Source organism: Pseudomonas sp. GW823-FHT02C02 (genome assembly GCF_058797635.1).
The window spans coordinates 18,208-35,265 of the sequence record NZ_JBXAJV010000013.1 but is presented as its reverse complement, the minus strand read 5'-3'; the positions used below and the strand labels follow the sequence as shown (position 1 = coordinate 35,265).

Sequence of the window (17,058 nt, the reverse complement as noted above, 5' to 3'; positions counted from 1 at the left end):
GTTAATTTCCCCGCCGCGTTGTCGCCTTAAAGCGGGCCAGGCAAGGCGCAGGCCGCCGGGAATGGTTGTTCCCTTTCCAAGGCCTGCAACGCAGGCTGGCCCGCTTTAAGGCACAACCCGAAGGGCCGGGCCTGCTGTTGTGCAGGGCTGCGTTGCTCGAAGCTTATTTGGAATGACCAAACCACGCTTCTCGCGTCTTGCCCTGCACAACAGCAGATCCGGCGCGGCGGGGTAATTAGCTGAGAACGCCCCCTCTGTCCAGGCCGTTTTCATTTGTGCTTCAGTGTCTTAGATAAATCTCCTGTTACGTAAGCCGAAGGTAAATTGCCGGTAAAGGCGCTTTGCTTAATGCCCACCAGTGCTTATCGTTCAGCCTCCCGTAGAAAGAAGCTCACGCGCCCAATGGTTGATCATTCCATGCAATCCTCCGCTTCCCGTAATCCTCGTCGCTGGCTGCTCGGCCTGCTTGTCCTGTTGGTCATCGCGGGCCTGTGCTGGAAATTCTGGCCCGCCGGCACTGCCAATAAGGACGGAGCTGCGCCGAAAGCCGTGGCCGGCCACACCGGCAAGTCGGGGGGGATGCGTCCTGGCTTCGGCGGGGCGACCGGACCGATCCCGGTGCGCGTGGCGCCGGCGGTAAAGGGTGATTTTCCGCTGTACTACAAGGCGCTGGGCACCGTTACCGCACTGAACACCATCAATGTGCGCAGTCGGGTTGGCGGCGAACTGATAAAGATTTCCTTCGAAGAAGGGCAGATGGTCAAGGCCGGCGACCTGCTGGCTGAAATCGATCCGCGCCCTTACCAGAACGCCTTGCTCCAGGCCGAAGGCACGCTGCTGCAGAACCAGGCACAACTGAAAAACGCGCAGGTCGACGTCGAGCGTTATCGCGGCCTGTTCAAGGAAGACAGCATCGCCAAGCAAACCCTGGACACCGCCGAAGCACTGGTCGCCCAGTACCAGGGCACGGTCAAGACCAATCAGGCGGCGGTCAACGACGCCAAGCTCAATCTCGAATTCACCAGGATCCGCGCCCCGATTACCGGGCGCGTGGGTCTGCGGCAGCTGGATGTCGGCAACCTGGTGGCGGCCAACGACACCACGGCGCTGGCGATCATCACCCAGACCCAACCGATCAGCGTCGCCTTCACCTTGCCGGAAAACAGCCTCGACATCGTCCTGGCACGCTACCGCACCGGCGCCAAATTGCCGGCCGAAGCCTGGGACCGTGGTGACACCAAGTTGCAGGCCACCGGTGTGTTGCAGAGCCTGGACAACCAGATCGACGTGACCACCGGCACCCTGAAATTCAAGGCACGCTACGATAACCGTGATCAGGCGCTGTTCCCCAATCAGTTCGTCAACGTCCACCTGCTCGCCGACACCTTGAAAGACGTGGTGCTCGCGCCATCGGCGGCGATTCAGTTCGGCACTAACGGCACCTTCGTCTACGCCTTGGACGGTGACAAGAAAGTCGCGATCCGCCAGTTGAAAGTCGGTGCCAGTGACGGTGAAAACACTGTGATTACCGAAGGCCTGGCGCCTGGGGACCGAGTGGTCCTCGAAGGCACCGACCGCCTGAAGGAAGGCAGCGAAGTGGAGGTAGTCAACGACACCAAGGACGTGCCGACCACCCCGACCGGGCACCTGCAAGGCAAGTCGGCAGCCAGCTCGGCTGAGCCGGCGACCACCGACAAGGCGAAAAAGGGCGGCGCATGAACATCTCGCGGCTGTTCATCCTTCGCCCGGTCGCCACCACGCTGAGCATGCTGGCCATTATCCTGGCCGGCGTGATTGCTTATCGGCTAATGCCGGTGTCGGCATTGCCTCAGGTGGATTACCCGACCATCCGCGTCATGACGCTGTATCCCGGCGCCAGCCCGGATGTCATGACCAGCGCCGTGACCGCGCCGCTGGAGCGTCAGTTCGGGCAGATGCCCGGCCTGACTCAGATGGCGTCGACCAGTTCCGGTGGCGCGTCGGTGCTGACCCTGCGTTTCAGCCTCGACATCAACATGGACGTCGCCGAACAGCAGGTGCAGGCCGCGATCAACGCTGCGACCAATCTGCTGCCCAAGGACCTGCCGGCACCGCCGGTGTACAACAAGGTCAACCCGGCGGACACCCCGGTGCTGACCCTGGCCATCACCTCCAAAACCATGCTGTTGCCCAAGCTTAACGACTTGGTCGATACGCGCATGGCGCAGAAAATCGCCCAGATCAGCGGCGTCGGCATGGTCAGCATTGCCGGCGGCCAGCGCCAGGCGGTGCGGATCAAGGTCAACCCGGAGGCGTTGGCGGCCAATGGCTTGAACCTGTCGGATGTGCGCACCCTGATCGGCGCGTCCAACGTCAACCAGCCCAAGGGCAACTTCGACGGCCCGACCCGGGTCTCGATGCTCGATGCCAACGACCAGCTGACGTCGCCGAAAGACTATGCCAACCTGATTTTGGCCTACGCCAACGGCGCGCCGCTGCGCCTCAAGGACGTGGCCGAGATTGTCGACGGTGCCGAGAACGAACGCCTGGCGGCGTGGGCCAATGAAAACCAGGCGGTGTTGCTGAACATTCAGCGTCAGCCCGGCGCGAACGTTATCGAGGTGGTCGACCGTATCAAGGCCTTGCTGCCGAGCATCACCGACAACCTGCCGGCCGGCCTCGACGTTACGGTCCTCACCGACCGCACCCAGACTATCCGCGCCTCCGTCACCGACGTGCAGCACGAATTGCTGATCGCCATCGCGCTGGTGGTCATGGTCACGTTTCTGTTCCTGCGTCGCTTCAGCGCCACGATCATTCCGTCGGTGGCCGTGCCACTGTCGTTGATCGGCACATTCGGCGTGATGTACCTCGCCGGCTTCTCGGTCAACAACCTGACCTTGATGGCCCTGACCATCGCCACCGGTTTCGTGGTGGACGATGCGATCGTGATGCTGGAAAACATTTCCCGGTTTATCGAAGAAGGGGACAGTCCCCTTAATGCGGCGCTGAAGGGCGCCAAGCAGATCGGCTTTACCCTGATTTCCCTGACCCTGTCGTTGATCGCGGTACTGATCCCGCTGTTGTTCATGGCGGACGTGGTGGGGCGCTTGTTCCGCGAATTCGCCATCACCCTGGCGGTGGCGATCCTGATTTCCCTGGTCGTGTCGCTGACCCTGACGCCGATGATGTGCGCACGGTTGTTGAAACGTGAACCCAAGGAAGAAGAACAGGGCCGTTTCTACCGGGCCAGCGGCGCGACAATTGATTGGATGATCGAGGCTTACGGCCGCAAGTTAAAGTGGGTTCTCAAGCATCAACCGCTGACGCTGATGGTAGCCATCGGCACCCTGGCGCTGACCGTGTTCCTGTATTTGATCGTGCCCAAGGGCTTTTTCCCGGTGCAGGACACGGGCGTTATCCAGGGCATTTCCGAGGCGCCGCAGTCGATTTCCTTTGCGGCGATGAGCGAGCGGCAGCAGGAACTGGCCAAGGTGATCCTGGCCGATCCGGCGGTGGAGAGCCTGTCGTCCTACATCGGTGTCGACGGCGACAACTCGACGCTCAACAGCGGTCGCCTGCTGATCAACCTCAAGTCCCACAGCAACCGCGACCTGAGCGCCACCGAAGTGATCGCCCGTCTGCAACCGGAACTGGACAAGCTGGTTGGCATTCGCCTGTTCATGCAGCCCGTGCAGGACTTGACCATTGAAGACCGTGTCAGCCGCACGCAATACCAGTTCAGCATGTCTTCGCCAGATTCCGAGTTGCTCAGCCTGTGGAGCGGTCGTCTGGTGGACGCACTGACGCAACGCCCGGAGTTGACCGACGTCGCCAGCGACTTGCAGGACAAGGGCTTGCAGGTCTATCTGGTGATTGACCGCGATGCAGCGTCGCGGGTCGGCGTATCGGTGTCGAACATCACCGATGCGCTGTACGACGCCTTCGGCCAGCGGCAGATTTCCACCATTTACACCCAGGCCAGTCAGTACCGCGTGGTGCTGCAATCGCAGTCCGGCGAGAAGATCGGCCCGGATGCGCTGAACCAGATTCACGTCAAGACCACCGACGGCGGGCAAGTGCGCCTGTCCAGCCTGGCGCGCATAGAGGAGCGTCAGGCGCAACTGGCGATCACTCACATCGGCCAATTCCCGGCCGTGATGATGTCCTTCAACCTAGCACCCGGCGTGGCGCTGGGGCACGCGGTGGAAATCATCGAACAAGTGCAAAAAGACATCGGCATGCCGATTGGCGTGCAGACCCAGTTCCAGGGCGCCGCCGAGGCATTCCAGGCATCGTTGTCGAGCACCTTGCTGCTGATTCTGGCGGCGGTGGTGACCATGTACATCGTGCTTGGCGTGCTCTACGAGAGCTACATCCACCCGATCACCATTCTCTCGACCTTGCCCTCGGCGGCGGTCGGCGCCTTGCTGGCGTTGTTGTTGAGCGGCAATGACCTGGGCATGATCGCGATCATCGGCATCATTTTGCTGATCGGCATCGTGAAAAAGAACGCGATCATGATGATCGACTTCGCCCTCGACGCCGAGCGCAATCAGGGCATGGACCCGGAAACCGCGATTTATCAAGCGGCGCTGCTGCGTTTCAGGCCCATCCTGATGACTACCCTGGCGGCATTGTTTGGTGCGGTGCCGTTGATGCTGGCCACCGGTTCCGGCGCTGAATTGCGCCAGCCGTTGGGCCTGGTGATGGTCGGCGGTTTGCTGCTGAGTCAGGTGCTGACGTTGTTCACCACGCCGGTGATCTACCTGTATTTCGACCGTCTCGGTCGGCGCTGGGGTCGCAAGTCTGAAGCCGCGGAAGCGGTAGAGCAGCCATGAACCTGTCCGGACCTTTCATCAAGCGGCCGGTCGCGACCATGCTGCTGAGCCTGGCGATCATGCTGCTGGGCGGCGTGAGCTTCGGCCTGTTGCCGGTGTCGCCGTTGCCGCAGATGGATTTCCCGGTGATCGTGGTCCAGGCCAGCTTGCCCGGCGCCAGCCCTGAGGTTATGGCCTCGACCGTGGCCACGCCGCTTGAGCGCTCCTTCGGCGCCATCGCCGGCGTCAACACCATGAGCAGCCGCTCCAGCCAGGGCTCGACCCGGGTGATTTTGCAGTTCGACCTCGACCGCGACATCAACGGTGCGGCCCGGGAAGTGCAAGCGGCGATCAACGCCTCGCGCAACCTGCTGCCGAGCGGGATGCGCAGCATGCCGACCTATAAGAAGGTCAACCCGTCCCAGGCGCCGATCATGGTGCTGTCGCTGACCTCCGACGTGCTGGAAAAAGGCCAGCTCTATGATTTGGCCTCGACGATCCTGTCCCAGAGCCTGTCCCAGGTGCAGGGCGTCGGTGAGGTGCAGATCGGCGGCAGCTCCCTGCCGGCGGTGCGCATCGAACTCGAACCCCAGGCGCTCAACCAGTACGGCGTGGCCCTGGACGATGTGCGCAACACCATCGCCAATGCCAACGTGCGCCGGCCCAAGGGCTCGGTCGAAGACGGCCAGCGGCTGTGGCAGGTGCAGGCCAACGATCAACTGGAAAAGGCCAAGGATTACGAATCGCTGATCATCCACTACGCCGACGGCGCGGCATTGCGCCTGAAAGACGTGGCCAAGGTCAGCGATGGCGTCGAGGACCGTTACAACAGCGGCTTCTTCAACAATGACGCGGCGGTGCTGCTGGTGATCAACCGCCAGGCCGGTGCGAACATCATCGAGACGGTCAACGAAATCAAGGCTCAGCTGCCGGCGTTGCAGGCGGTGCTGCCGGCCAGCGTCAAGCTGAACCTGGCGATGGACCGCTCGCCGGTGATCAAGGCGACGTTGCACGAAGCGGAAATGACCCTGCTGATCGCCGTGGCGCTGGTGATTCTGGTGGTGTTCCTGTTCCTCGGTAACTTCCGCGCCTCACTGATTCCGACCCTGGCGGTGCCGGTGTCGCTGGTCGGCACGTTTGCGGTGATGTACCTGTACGGGTTCTCCCTGAACAACCTGTCACTGATGGCGCTGATCCTGGCCACCGGGCTGGTGGTGGACGACGCCATCGTGGTGTTGGAGAACATTTCCCGGCACATCGATGAAGGCGTGCCGCCGATGAAGGCCGCCTACCTCGGCGCTGAGGAAGTCGGCTTCACGTTACTGTCGATGAACGTCTCGCTGGTGGCGGTGTTCCTGTCGATCCTGTTCATGGGCGGGATTGTCGAAAGCCTGTTCCGTGAGTTTTCCATCACCTTGGCAGCGTCCATCGTGGTCTCGCTGGTGGTCTCGCTGACGCTGACGCCGATGCTCTGCGCCCGTTGGCTCAAGCCGCACACGCCGGGGCAGGAAAACCGTTTGCAGCGCTGGAGCCAGCGGGCCAACGAGTGGATGGTCGGAAAATACGCTACCAGCCTCGACTGGGTGCTGCGTCACCGCCGGCTGACCTTGCTCAGCCTGATCGTGACAGTCGGCGTTAACATTGCGTTGTATGTCGTTGTTCCTAAAACGTTTATGCCGCAACAGGACACCGGCCAGCTCATCGGTTTCGTGCGCGGCGACGACGGTCTGTCGTTCAGCGTCATGCAGCCGAAAATGGAAACGTTCCGCCGTGCCGTGCTCAAGGACGATGCGGTGCAAAGCGTCGCCGGGTTCATCGGCGGCACCAACGGCACCAACAACGCCTTCATGCTGGTGCGCTTGAAGCCGATCAAGGAACGCAACATTTCCGCGCAGAAAGTCATCGAGCGCCTGCGCAAGGAAATGCCCAAAGTCCCTGGTGCGCAGTTGATGCTGATGGCGGACCAGGACTTGCAGTTCGGCGGGGGGCGTGAACAGACCACGGCGCAGTATTCCTACATCTTGCAAAGCGGTGATCTGGGCGCATTGCGCCAGTGGTACCCGAAAGTCGTCGCCGCATTGAAAGCGTTGCCAGAGCTGACGGCGATCGATGCCCGTGAAGGTCGGGGCGCCCAGCAAGTGACGCTGATCGTCGACCGCGATCAGGCGAAACGCTTGGGGGTCGACATGGACATGGTCACCTCGGTGTTGAACAACGCCTACAGCCAGCGGCAGATCTCGACGATTTACGACAGCCTCAACCAATACCAGGTGGTGATGGAGGTCAATCCGAAATACGCCCAGGACCCGATCACGCTCAAGCAGGTGCAAGTGATCACCGCTGACGGCGCGAGAATTCCGCTGTCGACCATCGCGCACTATGAAAACAGTCTGGAAGATGACCGGGTCAGCCATGAAGGCCAGTTCGCCTCCGAAAGCATTGCCTTCGACATGGCGGAAGGCGTCACGGTGGAGCAGGGCAGCGCCGCCATCGAGCGCGCAGTTGCCAAGGTGGGCCTGCCGGAAGATGTCATTGCGAAAATGGCCGGCACCGCCGATGCCTTCGCCGCCACCCAGAAGAGCCAGCCGTGGATGATTCTCGGCGCGCTGGTGGCGGTCTATCTGGTGCTGGGCGTGCTGTACGAAAGCTACATTCATCCGCTGACCATTTTGTCGACATTGCCGTCGGCCGGGGTTGGCGCGTTGCTGTCGATCTACGCGCTGGGCGGCGAGTTCAGCCTGATTTCGTTGCTCGGGCTGTTCCTGCTGATCGGCGTGGTCAAGAAAAACGCCATCCTGATGATCGACCTCGCGCTGCAACTGGAGCGCCAGCAGGGCCTGGCACCGCTGGAGTCGATTCGCAGTGCCTGTCTGCAACGTCTGCGGCCGATTCTGATGACCACCCTGGCGGCGATCCTCGGCGCGTTGCCGTTGCTGTTGGGCCGTGCCGAAGGCGCGGAAATGCGTCAGCCGCTGGGCCTGACCATCATCGGCGGGCTGATTTTCAGCCAGGTGCTGACCCTTTACACCACCCCGGTGGTTTACCTCTATCTCGACAAACTGCGCCATCGCTTCAACAAATGGCGTGGCGTGCGTACCGATGCTGCTCTGGAAACTCCGCTATGACTGACCGTTCGCTTATCAATCTGGCCACGCCGCTGGCAGCCGCCCGGGGCTCGCGTTTGTTGAGCCTGGCGCTGTGCGTGGCGATGCTCAGCGCTTGCGCTGTCGGCCCGGACTACCAGCGCCCGCCAGCCGCCGCGCCGGTGCAATACAAGGAAGCCGCCGGCTGGCGTCAGGCCAGCCCGAGTGATTCACTGGCCCGTGGTGCCTGGTGGGAGTTGTATGGCGATCAGCAGCTCAACGGCCTGATCGAAAAACTCAACCGCTCCAACCAGACTGTCGCCCAGTCTGAAGCCCAGTACCGTCAGGCCCAAGCCTTGGTGCGCAGTGCCCGGGGCGCGTTTTTTCCGACGGTGGACCTTACAGTCGGGAAAAATCGTTCCAGCCAGGGCACCGGCAGCAGCAGTTCGAGCCTGACTAGTTCCTCCAGCGGGATTCGCGACACCTACACTGCGCAGGCCGGGGTTAGTTGGGAGGCGGATATCTGGGGCAAATTGCGCCGAGGCCTGGAAGCCGACACTGCCAACGCCGAAGCCAGCTTCGCCGACCTGGCAGCGATGCGCCTGAGCCAGCAATCGGAGCTGGTGCAGAACTACCTGCAATTGCGGGTGATCGACGAACAGAAACGCCTGTTGGAAGCGACCGTCGAGGCCTATCAGCGCTCGCTGAAAATGACCGAAAACCAGTACCGCGCCGGTGTCTCCGGCAAGGACGCGGTGGCCCAGGCGCAGACCCAGCTTAAAAGCACCCAGGCGGACATGGTCGACCTGATCTGGCAGCGTGCCCAGTTCGAGAACGCCATCGCCGTGCTGATCGGGCTACCACCCGCCGAGTTCAACCTGGCCGAAACCAAGACCATCCCGGCATTGCCTGAAGTGCCGCTGGGCCTGCCGTCGCAGCTGCTCGAACGTCGCCCGGACATCGCTTCCGCCGAGCGTTCGGTGATGGCGGCCAACGCCAACATCGGCGTGGCCAAGGCCGCCTACTACCCGGACCTGACCCTGAGCCTGAACGGCGGTTACAGCAGCAGCACCTATGCCAACTGGATCAGCGTGCCGAACCGCTTCTGGTCGGTAGGGCCGCAACTGGCCATGACCCTGTTTGATGGCGGCCAGCGTTCGGCCGAGGTCGATCGCAGTGAAGCGGCCTACGACGAAACGGTCGCCAAGTACCGCCAGACCGTGCTCGATGGTTTCCGCGAGGTGGAAAACTATCTGGTGCAGCTCAAGGTGCTGGAAGACGAAGCCGGCGTGCGCCAGGAAGCACTGGATGCTGCGCGTGAATCCCTGCGGTTGACGCGAAATCAATACAAGGCCGGGTTGATTGCTTACCTGGACGTGGTGGTCATCCAGGCCACGGCGTTGAATAACGAACGTAACGTGTTGAGTCTGTTACAGAGCCGCTTGATCGCCAGTGTGCAGTTGATTGCAGCGCTGGGCGGTGGTTGGGACGGGGCGCTTCAAGTCAGCGAAAACAAATAGCCCTGACACCCAACCCCTTTGTTGATCGTTCCCACGCTCCGCGTAGGAATGCCTTACTGAACGCTCCACGTCTGGCCTGACACGGGACACGGAGCGTCCCAGGCTGCGTTCCCACGCAGAGCCTGGGAACGATCAACTTGAGCCTTTGGGGCGATCAAACAAGCGTTTCATCGGGTTGATGGCCATTTGATTACTTTGTCAGTGCGTTCTTTTGCGCAATCAGTACAATCGCCCGATTTGCCCTGCCGAGAACGGAAGCAGTACGGGGGGCGATCGCGAGAAGTCACATGCTCATCGGTAGCTATTCCCCCACGCTGGTTATCATTTCGCTCTGTGTAGCGATTCTCGCCTCCTATACCGCGCTCGACCTGACCGAACGCATTGCCACCGCCAAGGGCCGTGCCGTGTTCCTTTGGACCGCGGGCGGCGCCTTTGCCATGGGCGTGGGTGTGTGGTCGATGCACTTTATCGGCATGCTCGCGTTCACCTTGCCCATCGATCTGGGTTACGACTTCAGCCTTACGTCCCTGTCGCTGTTGACCGCGATCCTGTCCTGCGGTTTTGCCCTGTGGCTGGTCAGTCAGCCCCGGTTGCCGTCCTGGCAACTGGCGTTCGGCGCGCTGATCATGGGCGCCGGGATCAGTGCCATGCATTACACCGGCATGGCCGCCATGCGCATGCAGCCGGGCATCGATTACGACCCGACGCTGTTTGGTGCATCGCTGCTCATCGCCGTCGGTGCTTCCGGCGCCGCGTTATGGATCGCCTTCCGCCTGCGCCAGCACACGCCGTATGTGGGCCTGTTTCGCGCCGGTGCGGCGGTGATCATGGGCCTGGCCATCGTCGGCATGCATTACACCGGAATGGCCGCGGCACGCTTCCCGGACGGCAGTTTCTGTGGGGCCGCCCTCAGCGGCTTGAACGGCAAAGGCCTCGACAACCTGGTGCTGATCACCACGCTTGCGGTGTTGAGCATCGCCTTGTTGACCTCGGTTCTCGATGCGCGTCTGGAAGCCCGTACCGCGGATCTTGCGCGCTCGTTGACGCAAGCCAATCGTGAACTGACCCAACTGGCCCTGCACGACACCCTGACCGGCTTGCCCAATCGCATGTTGCTGGCCGACCGTATCGAACAGGCCATGTCCAAGGTTCAGGAGCAGGGCGGTTGCTTTGCGCTGATGTTTATCGACCTCGACGGCTTCAAACCGGTCAACGATGCCTTCGGCCACCACATGGGCGATCAGTTGTTGCGCGAGGTCGGTTTACGTCTGCGCGAAGACATGCGCAGTCAGGACACCTTGGCGCGGATCGGCGGCGATGAATTCGTCCTGCTGGTACGCCTCGGCGAGCCAAATGACGCGCTGAACGTCGCCGCGCGGCAGGTCGGGCTGATCGGCAGTTCGTTCCGGGTCGCCGAGCAAGACCTGCAGATTTCCGCCAGCCTTGGCATCGCGCTGTACCCGGGCAACGGCCAGACCGCCCAGGAATTGCTGATGAACGCCGACGCTGCGATGTACCACGCCAAGGGCGCCGGGAAAAACGGCTACAGCTTCTTCGACGCCTCGATGAACAGCAACGCGCGCAAACAGCTGCAACTGCTCCAGGATTTGCGCAATGCTCTCGATCAGCAGCAGTTCAGCCTCTATTACCAACCCAAGTTCGACGCCGGCAATGGTCGTCCGGTGGGTGCTGAGGCGTTGCTGCGTTGGGAGCATCCGACCCAGGGCATGCTGCTGCCGGACAAGTTTATCGAGCTGGCGGAAAGGACCGGGCTGATCATTCCCATTGGTGAATGGGTGCTGAACGAAGCCTGCCGCCAGATGCGCGAGTGGTACGTGCTCGGCTACACCGACTGGCGCATTGCGGTGAACCTCTCGGCGTTGCAGTTCTGCCATACGGGCCTGGTCAAGAGCGTCTCCAACGCCTTGGCCCGGCATCAGTTGCCGGCCAATAGCCTGACCCTTGAAATCACCGAAACCACCGCCATGAGCGATGCCGATGCGAGCATGACGGTGCTTCAGGAACTTTCGGAAATGGGCGTCGATCTGTCCATCGATGACTTCGGCACGGGTTATTCGAGCTTGATGTACCTCAAGCGCCTGCCGGCCAATGAGCTGAAGATCGACCGCGGTTTTGTCCGCGATCTGGAACACGACAGTGACGACGCCGCCATCGTGTCCGCCATCGTCGCGCTCGGCCAGGCGCTGGGCTTGCGCATTGTCGCCGAAGGCGTCGAGACCGGTGTCCAGCAAGACTTCCTGACCAAACTCGGTTGCGATTCGTTGCAGGGCTACCTGCTCGGGCACCCGCTGCCGGCGGATCGCTTCATGGCCGACATAGTTCGTGGTGAACGATGGGTGCCTGTGGCCGCTGTCGAACCTGCCTGATCGTGAGGGGCGACGGCGTCTACAGAGACCCCAATGCACACAGCGTTGGCGAGTTCAGTTGATGTGAGTCCATGCAAAAGCCGGCAATGGAGGTTATTCTTGCCCCCGATTGCTTACGCGTGAAGGGGAAGTCAACATGGACAAAGTCATTGTCATCACCGGCGGCGGCCGTGGTATCGGCGCGGCAACCGCGCTGTTGGCTGCAGGGCTTGGTTATCGGGTCTGTATCAACTATCAGTCCGACGAATCGGCTGCACAAAGCGTCCTGGAGCAAGTTCGGGCTCTGGGTGCTCAAGCCATTCTCGTGCGTGCCGACGTCAGCATCGAAGACGAAGTGATCAGTCTGTTCCACCGCGTGGACACCGAACTGGGTCGCGTCACGGCGCTGGTGAATAATGCAGGCACCGTGGGTCAAAAATCCCGCGTCGACGAAATGTCCGAGTTCCGCATTCTCAAAACGCTCAAGACCAATGTCCTGGCACCGATCCTCTGCGCCAAGCACGCGATCATGCGCATGTCGCCCAAGCATGGCGGGCAGGGCGGCAGCATCGTCAATGTGTCCTCTGTAGCCTCACGTCTGGGTTCACCCAACGAATACGTGGATTACGCAGCGTCAAAAGGCGCGCTGGACAGTTTCACCATCGGCCTGTCCAAGGAAGTGGCGGGCGAAGGCATTCGCGTCAACGCGGTGCGGCCAGGCTTTATTTACACCGACTTCCATGCGCTGAGCGGTGATCCGGATCGGGTCAGCAAGCTGGAATCGGCGATCCCGATGGCCCGCGGTGGACGGCCGGACGAAGTGGCTGAGGCGATTATCTGGTTGCTGTCGGACAAGGCTTCTTATGCGACCGGGACTTTTGTCGACCTGGGCGGTGGGCGTTAATCCTTAAGATTTGTATTGTCCGGCCCGGCCCCTTCGCGAGCAGGCTCGCTTCCACAGTGGATTGATGTGAACACAGTATTTGTGAACGACACTAAATTCCTGTGGGGGCGAGCCTGCTCGCGATGACGGTAGCCCAAACGACATCAACGCTTCAGAACGACCGCACTATCCGCCCCAACGTCTCCATCGCCTTCTCCGAATCCTCGGTCCAAGGGCTGCCATAATTCAGCCGGATACAATTCCTGAACCGCTGCGTCGGTGAAAAGATCGGCCCCGGCGCGATGCTGATGCCTTGCGCCAGTGCCATCTGGAACAACTTCAGCGAATCCATCTGCGGCGGCAGTTCCAGCCACAGGAAGTAGCCGCCGGCCGGTTGGCTGACACGTGTCTGCGCCGGAAAATAGCGGGCGATGGCGGCGAGCATGGCGCTTTGCTGTTCTTCCAGGGCGTAGCGCAGTTTGCGCAGGTGCCGGTCGTAGCCGCCGTGTTGCAGGTAATCGGCGATAGCGGCCTGGGCCGGCATCGAGGCGCACAGCGAAGTCATCAGTTTCAGCCGTTCGATCTTCTGCGCATATCGCCCGGCGGCGACCCAGCCGATGCGGTAGCCGGGGGCGAGGCTCTTGGCGAAGGAACCGCAATGCATCACCAGCCCTTCGGTATCAAACGCCTTGGCCGGTTTCGGCGCCTGCTGGCCGTAATAGAGTTCGGCGTAGACGTCGTCCTCGATCAGCGGCACCTGGTGGCTGCGCAACAGCTCGACCAGCTCCTGCTTCTTCGCCTCGGGCATGGTCGCGCCCATCGGGTTCTGGAAACTGGTCATGCACCAGCAGGCCTTGATCGGGTGGCGCTCCAGGGTTTGCGCGAGCACGCCCAGGTCGATACCGTCGCGCGGGTGCACCGGGATCTCGACGGCTTTGAGTTTCAGCCGTTCCAGGATTTGCAGGCAGGCATAGAACGCTGGCGCTTCAATGGCCACCAGGTCGCCGGGTTCGGTGACCGCTTGCAGGCACAGGTTGAGGGCTTCCAGCGCGCCGTTGGTAATCAGCAGTTCTTCCATCGGCAACATCAGGCCGCCGACCATGTAGCGCAGGGCAATCTGGCGCCGCAGTTGCGGGTTGCCCGGCGACATGTCGGTGACGACCATGCGCGGGTCCATGTCCCGTGCGGCGCTGGCCAGGGAGCGGGACAGGCGCTGCAACGGGAACAGGGTCGGGCTGGGAAAGGCCGAGCCGAAGGGCACGGTGGTCGGGTCCTTGATCGAGTCGAGGACCGAAAACACTAGCTCGCTGACGTCGACTTCGGTGGATTCATTGACCTGGCTGCTGATCACCGGCTCCGAGAACGGGCTCGGCGCATGCGTGTTGACGAAATAGCCGGAACGCGGCCGGGCGCGGATCAGGCCACGGCGTTCGAGCAGGTAGTAGGCCTGGAATACCGTGGACGGGCTGACCCCGTAAGTCTGGCTGGCATAGCGCACCGACGGCACGCGCTGGCCAGGGCCCAGGACGCCGGAGCGAATCAGTTCAGCGATGTCTTCGGCGAATTTTTCGTAGCGTTTCATCGAGTGCCTGGATTGGTGTTTTTCAGTGAAATCGAGGTGACTTCTTCGCGGGCAAGCACCGCTCCTACAGTCAGCACGAAACCGTAGGAGCGAGGCTTGCCCGCGAATGGCAGCACCGCAGTCTAAGGGATCAACGGTTCATCGGCGCAACAAACCGGCTCTTGGCCACGCTATAGATGTCCGGTTCGTCGCTGTCGGCAATCTTGAAACTGATCGTCTGCGAGCTGCTGCTGGGGCGTTCGGCGGTCATGGCCACTGACACCGGTACATCGACAATCTCACCCGGCGCCAGGCTCAGCTCGGTCTTGCCTTGCAGCACGAAGCCTTCGCCGTCCACCAGGCTCAGCCGATAGTCCTGACGCAGCTGGGTCTTGTTGATGACCTTCAAGCTGTAGATGTTTTCGATCTGCCCCTGGCTGTTCTCTCGGAACAGGCCGCGGTCCTTGCTCACGTCCAGCGACACCATCGACCGCTCGACCAACGCCAGGGCGAGGGCGCCGATCATCACCAGCAGCACCGCGGTGTAACCGATCAGCCGCGGCCGTAGCAGATGAGTCTTGCCCCCTTGCAACTCATGCTCCGAGGTATAGCTGATCAAGCCACGGGCATAGCCCATTTTGTCCATGACCGAATCGCAGGCGTCGATACACGCCGCGCAGCCGATGCACTCCATTTGCAAGCCGTCGCGTATGTCGATCCCGGTCGGGCAGACTTGCACGCACAGCTGGCAATCGATGCAATCACCCAGGCCCACCTCGGCTGGTTTCACCTCGCGTTTGCGCGGGCCACGGTTTTCACCGCGGGCGAAGTCGTAGGAAATGGTCAGAGTGTCCTTGTCGAACATCACGCTCTGGAACCGCGCATACGGGCACATGTGCATGCACACCGCTTCACGCAGCCAGCCGGCGTTGATGTAAGTCGCGCCGGTGAAAAACAGCACCCAGAACAGACTGACACCGCCCATCTGCAAGGTCAGCAGCTCTTCGGCCAAGGGCCGGATCGGCGTGAAATACCCCACAAAGGTCAGCCCGGTGAGCAGACTGATGGCCAGCCACAGTGTGTGCTTGGCCGAGCGGCGAATAAGTTTGTTCAGGCCCCACGGCGCGGCTTGCAGCTTGATGCGCTGGTTGCGTTCGCCTTCGGTGATCTTCTCGCACCACATGAAGATCCAGGTCCAGGAACTCTGTGGGCAGGTGTAGCCGCACCAGACCCTGCCGGCGAACACGGTGATCGCGAACAGTCCGAACGCGGCGATGATCAGCAGCGCCGAAAGCAGGATGAAGTCCTGGGGCCAGAAAGTTGCGCCGAAGATGTGGAATTTGCTTTCGGAAAGGTCCCAGAGCACCGCCTGACGGTCACCCCAGTTGAGCCACACGGTGCCGAAGAACAGCAAAAACAGAACGCCCGCACCGCTCAGGCGCAATGTGCGGAACAGGCCGGTGAAGCTGCGGGTGTGAATCAGGTTGTCGCTGGACTTGGCCTTTATCTTTGGACGCAAAGGCTCGGTTTTTATAAATGAGGCAGGTTCTACGATTCGGACGGGGATTCTTTCGCTCATGGTCTTTCGCTCATCAGCCTCCATCAGGCATGAGCACTATGACCAGCGATCTGTTTGCATAACAGACTCAGGTATTGCAATAAAAAGCGGATCAGATGGGGATTGATCCGCTGCCTGCGACAACTTGATGCACCCCGTCACAGCAGGGCGCAGACGCTTATATCAGGCGCCTGCGGGGCTTGTTGATCGGGGTCAGTCAAATCACCGAATCACTGTCGGTAGCCTTCAAATGCTTACGGCCGTCCACTGCGCCTGCTACGGTCAATGCATCGGCTTCTGCTTCGGTGATGTACACGCGCTGGCCGTTGAGTTCCACCGCCGACATGGCTTTTTCCGAGTCGGTGATGATCGTGACGTCGGGGCACAGACGAATTTCTTCGCCGTTCTCGGTGATGAAGAAGCAGGTCTGGCTTTCGATGCGCACAGTCATGGCGATGTCCTTTTTTTAGCGGGTTCTAAACTGTTAGGGCGCATCCGACGGACATCGTTCTGTGCAACCGATTAATGGTCGGCGCGGTCCATCCTCCCATAACGATCAATCACAAGGATTGCACCATGAACGCCTGGTGGCATGAGGTTTGGGTAACGCTGCAAGCGGAGTTCGCCGACATCGGCGATGCGTCACAACTGACGCGTATAACCGTGAGATTACTGATGGCTGCGATCCTGGGCGGCATTCTGGGTTTCGAGCGTGAGCAAAAGGGCAAGGCCGCCGGTGTGCGTACGCACATGCTGGTAGCGCTGGGAGCTGCGTTGTTTGTGCTGGTGCCACAGATGTCCGGCTCCCAGGCCGATGCCATGAGCCGGGTGGTGCAAGGCGTGATCGCCGGGATCGGCTTCCTCGGCGCCGGCACCATTCTGAAAAACCAGGAGGGCGATGAAGGCCACGTAAAAGGCCTGACCACCGCCGCCGGTTTATGGCTGACCGCCGCCATCGGTGTCTCGGCCGGGCTGGGCCGCGAGGCGACGGCGGTGTTTAGTACGCTGCTGGCGTTGGCGATTTTCAGCGTGATGCCGAGGATCGTGCAAATGCTCGACAGGGACAAAGACGAGCAGGAACGACCCTAGATCGCCATCGTCACTCAGGCGAGACGATCACCGGCGGCATCGTGCTCGGTGGTTCTTCCCGGGGTGGCGGCGTAGTGCCAGGCGGTTCCTTCTCAGGCACCGGTTGCGGTTCGGTCGGCGGAATGGTCGGGGTGTCGATGTTCGGATCGGGTGTCTCGGCAGGGATTGGAATACTCATCGTTGAAGCCTCCAGTGGCAC

The 17,058-nt window shown here is 61.4% G+C and carries 11 protein-coding genes; 7 read left to right on the top strand and 4 right to left on the bottom strand.

What is annotated here, in order from left to right:
* Window positions 1-402: 402 nt before the first annotated feature.
* The 6 genes from AC1ROI_RS21780 to AC1ROI_RS21755 all read left to right on the top strand — a co-directional run bounded on the left by AC1ROI_RS21780 (window position 403) and on the right by AC1ROI_RS21755 (window position 12,672).
* On the top strand, window positions 403-1,719 hold the full coding sequence (locus tag AC1ROI_RS21780; RefSeq protein ID WP_102593607.1) for an MdtA/MuxA family multidrug efflux RND transporter periplasmic adaptor subunit: 1,317 nt from the start codon (window positions 403-405) through the stop codon (window positions 1,717-1,719).
* The gene (locus AC1ROI_RS21775; protein ID WP_102593608.1) at window positions 1,716-4,820 is read left to right on the top strand and encodes an MdtB/MuxB family multidrug efflux RND transporter permease subunit; all 3,105 of its coding nucleotides are present in this window, start codon (window positions 1,716-1,718) and stop codon (window positions 4,818-4,820) included. Before AC1ROI_RS21780 ends, AC1ROI_RS21775 begins: the two co-directional genes overlap by 4 nt.
* The gene (locus AC1ROI_RS21770; RefSeq protein ID WP_010459913.1) at window positions 4,817-7,924 is read left to right on the top strand and encodes an efflux RND transporter permease subunit; all 3,108 of its coding nucleotides are present in this window, start codon (window positions 4,817-4,819) and stop codon (window positions 7,922-7,924) included. The genes AC1ROI_RS21775 and AC1ROI_RS21770 overlap by 4 nt, the downstream gene beginning before the upstream one ends.
* A complete protein-coding gene (locus tag AC1ROI_RS21765; protein WP_102593609.1) occupies window positions 7,921-9,402 on the top strand; it encodes an efflux transporter outer membrane subunit in 1,482 nt (493 codons plus the stop codon). Before AC1ROI_RS21770 ends, AC1ROI_RS21765 begins: the two co-directional genes overlap by 4 nt.
* 287 nt (window positions 9,403-9,689) lie before the next feature.
* On the top strand, window positions 9,690-11,789 hold the full coding sequence (locus tag AC1ROI_RS21760; RefSeq protein WP_102593610.1) for a putative bifunctional diguanylate cyclase/phosphodiesterase: 2,100 nt from the start codon (window positions 9,690-9,692) through the stop codon (window positions 11,787-11,789).
* 136 nt (window positions 11,790-11,925) lie between these two features.
* Window positions 11,926-12,672, top strand: a complete 747-nt coding sequence (locus AC1ROI_RS21755; RefSeq protein ID WP_010459916.1) for an SDR family oxidoreductase — start codon at window positions 11,926-11,928, stop codon at window positions 12,670-12,672.
* 151 nt (window positions 12,673-12,823) lie between these two features.
* Here AC1ROI_RS21755 and mapR read toward each other — a convergent pair whose 3' ends face one another.
* From mapR to AC1ROI_RS21740, 3 genes are all read right to left on the bottom strand, one after another.
* The gene (gene mapR / locus AC1ROI_RS21750; protein ID WP_102593611.1) at window positions 12,824-14,233 is read right to left on the bottom strand and encodes a GntR family transcriptional regulator MpaR; all 1,410 of its coding nucleotides are present in this window, start codon (window positions 14,231-14,233) and stop codon (window positions 12,824-12,826) included.
* 130 nt (window positions 14,234-14,363) lie between these two features.
* Complete coding sequence (gene ccoG, locus AC1ROI_RS21745; RefSeq protein ID WP_102593612.1) at window positions 14,364-15,791, bottom strand: cytochrome c oxidase accessory protein CcoG; 1,428 nt, start codon at window positions 15,789-15,791, stop codon at window positions 14,364-14,366.
* 196 nt (window positions 15,792-15,987) lie between these two features.
* Window positions 15,988-16,221 carry a DUF3203 family protein gene (locus AC1ROI_RS21740; protein WP_010459921.1) on the bottom strand — a complete coding sequence of 78 codons (234 nt, stop codon included), beginning with the start codon at window positions 16,219-16,221 and terminating at the stop codon, window positions 15,988-15,990.
* A gap of 125 nt (window positions 16,222-16,346) precedes the next feature.
* On the opposite strand from AC1ROI_RS21740, the gene AC1ROI_RS21735 reads away from it, so the two are divergent.
* The gene (locus AC1ROI_RS21735; RefSeq protein WP_010459923.1) at window positions 16,347-16,859 is read left to right on the top strand and encodes an MgtC/SapB family protein; all 513 of its coding nucleotides are present in this window, start codon (window positions 16,347-16,349) and stop codon (window positions 16,857-16,859) included.
* 10 nt (window positions 16,860-16,869) lie between these two features.
* On the opposite strand, the gene AC1ROI_RS21730 is transcribed toward AC1ROI_RS21735, so the two are convergent.
* Window positions 16,870-17,037, bottom strand: a complete 168-nt coding sequence (locus AC1ROI_RS21730) for a hypothetical protein (protein WP_167362284.1) — start codon at window positions 17,035-17,037, stop codon at window positions 16,870-16,872.
* Between the last annotated feature and the right edge of the window lie 21 nt (window positions 17,038-17,058).

Excerpts from the sequence above, each read along its gene's own strand:
- mapR (WP_102593611.1), bottom strand. The coding sequence starts at position 14,233 with ATGAAACGCTACGAAAAATTCGCCGAAGACATCGCTGAACTGATTCGC.
- AC1ROI_RS21780 (WP_102593607.1), top strand. The coding sequence starts at position 403 with ATGGTTGATCATTCCATGCAATCCTCCGCTTCCCGTAATCCTCGTCGC.
- AC1ROI_RS21765 (WP_102593609.1), top strand. The coding sequence starts at position 7,921 with ATGACTGACCGTTCGCTTATCAATCTGGCCACGCCGCTGGCAGCCGCC.
- AC1ROI_RS21770 (WP_010459913.1), top strand. The coding sequence starts at position 4,817 with ATGAACCTGTCCGGACCTTTCATCAAGCGGCCGGTCGCGACCATGCTG.
- AC1ROI_RS21730 (WP_167362284.1), bottom strand. The coding sequence starts at position 17,037 with ATGAGTATTCCAATCCCTGCCGAGACACCCGATCCGAACATCGACACC.
- ccoG (WP_102593612.1), bottom strand. The coding sequence starts at position 15,791 with ATGAGCGAAAGAATCCCCGTCCGAATCGTAGAACCTGCCTCATTTATA.
- AC1ROI_RS21760 (WP_102593610.1), top strand. The coding sequence starts at position 9,690 with ATGCTCATCGGTAGCTATTCCCCCACGCTGGTTATCATTTCGCTCTGT.
- AC1ROI_RS21775 (WP_102593608.1), top strand. The coding sequence starts at position 1,716 with ATGAACATCTCGCGGCTGTTCATCCTTCGCCCGGTCGCCACCACGCTG.
- AC1ROI_RS21740 (WP_010459921.1), bottom strand. The coding sequence starts at position 16,221 with ATGACTGTGCGCATCGAAAGCCAGACCTGCTTCTTCATCACCGAGAAC.
- AC1ROI_RS21755 (WP_010459916.1), top strand. The coding sequence starts at position 11,926 with ATGGACAAAGTCATTGTCATCACCGGCGGCGGCCGTGGTATCGGCGCG.
- AC1ROI_RS21735 (WP_010459923.1), top strand. The coding sequence starts at position 16,347 with ATGAACGCCTGGTGGCATGAGGTTTGGGTAACGCTGCAAGCGGAGTTC.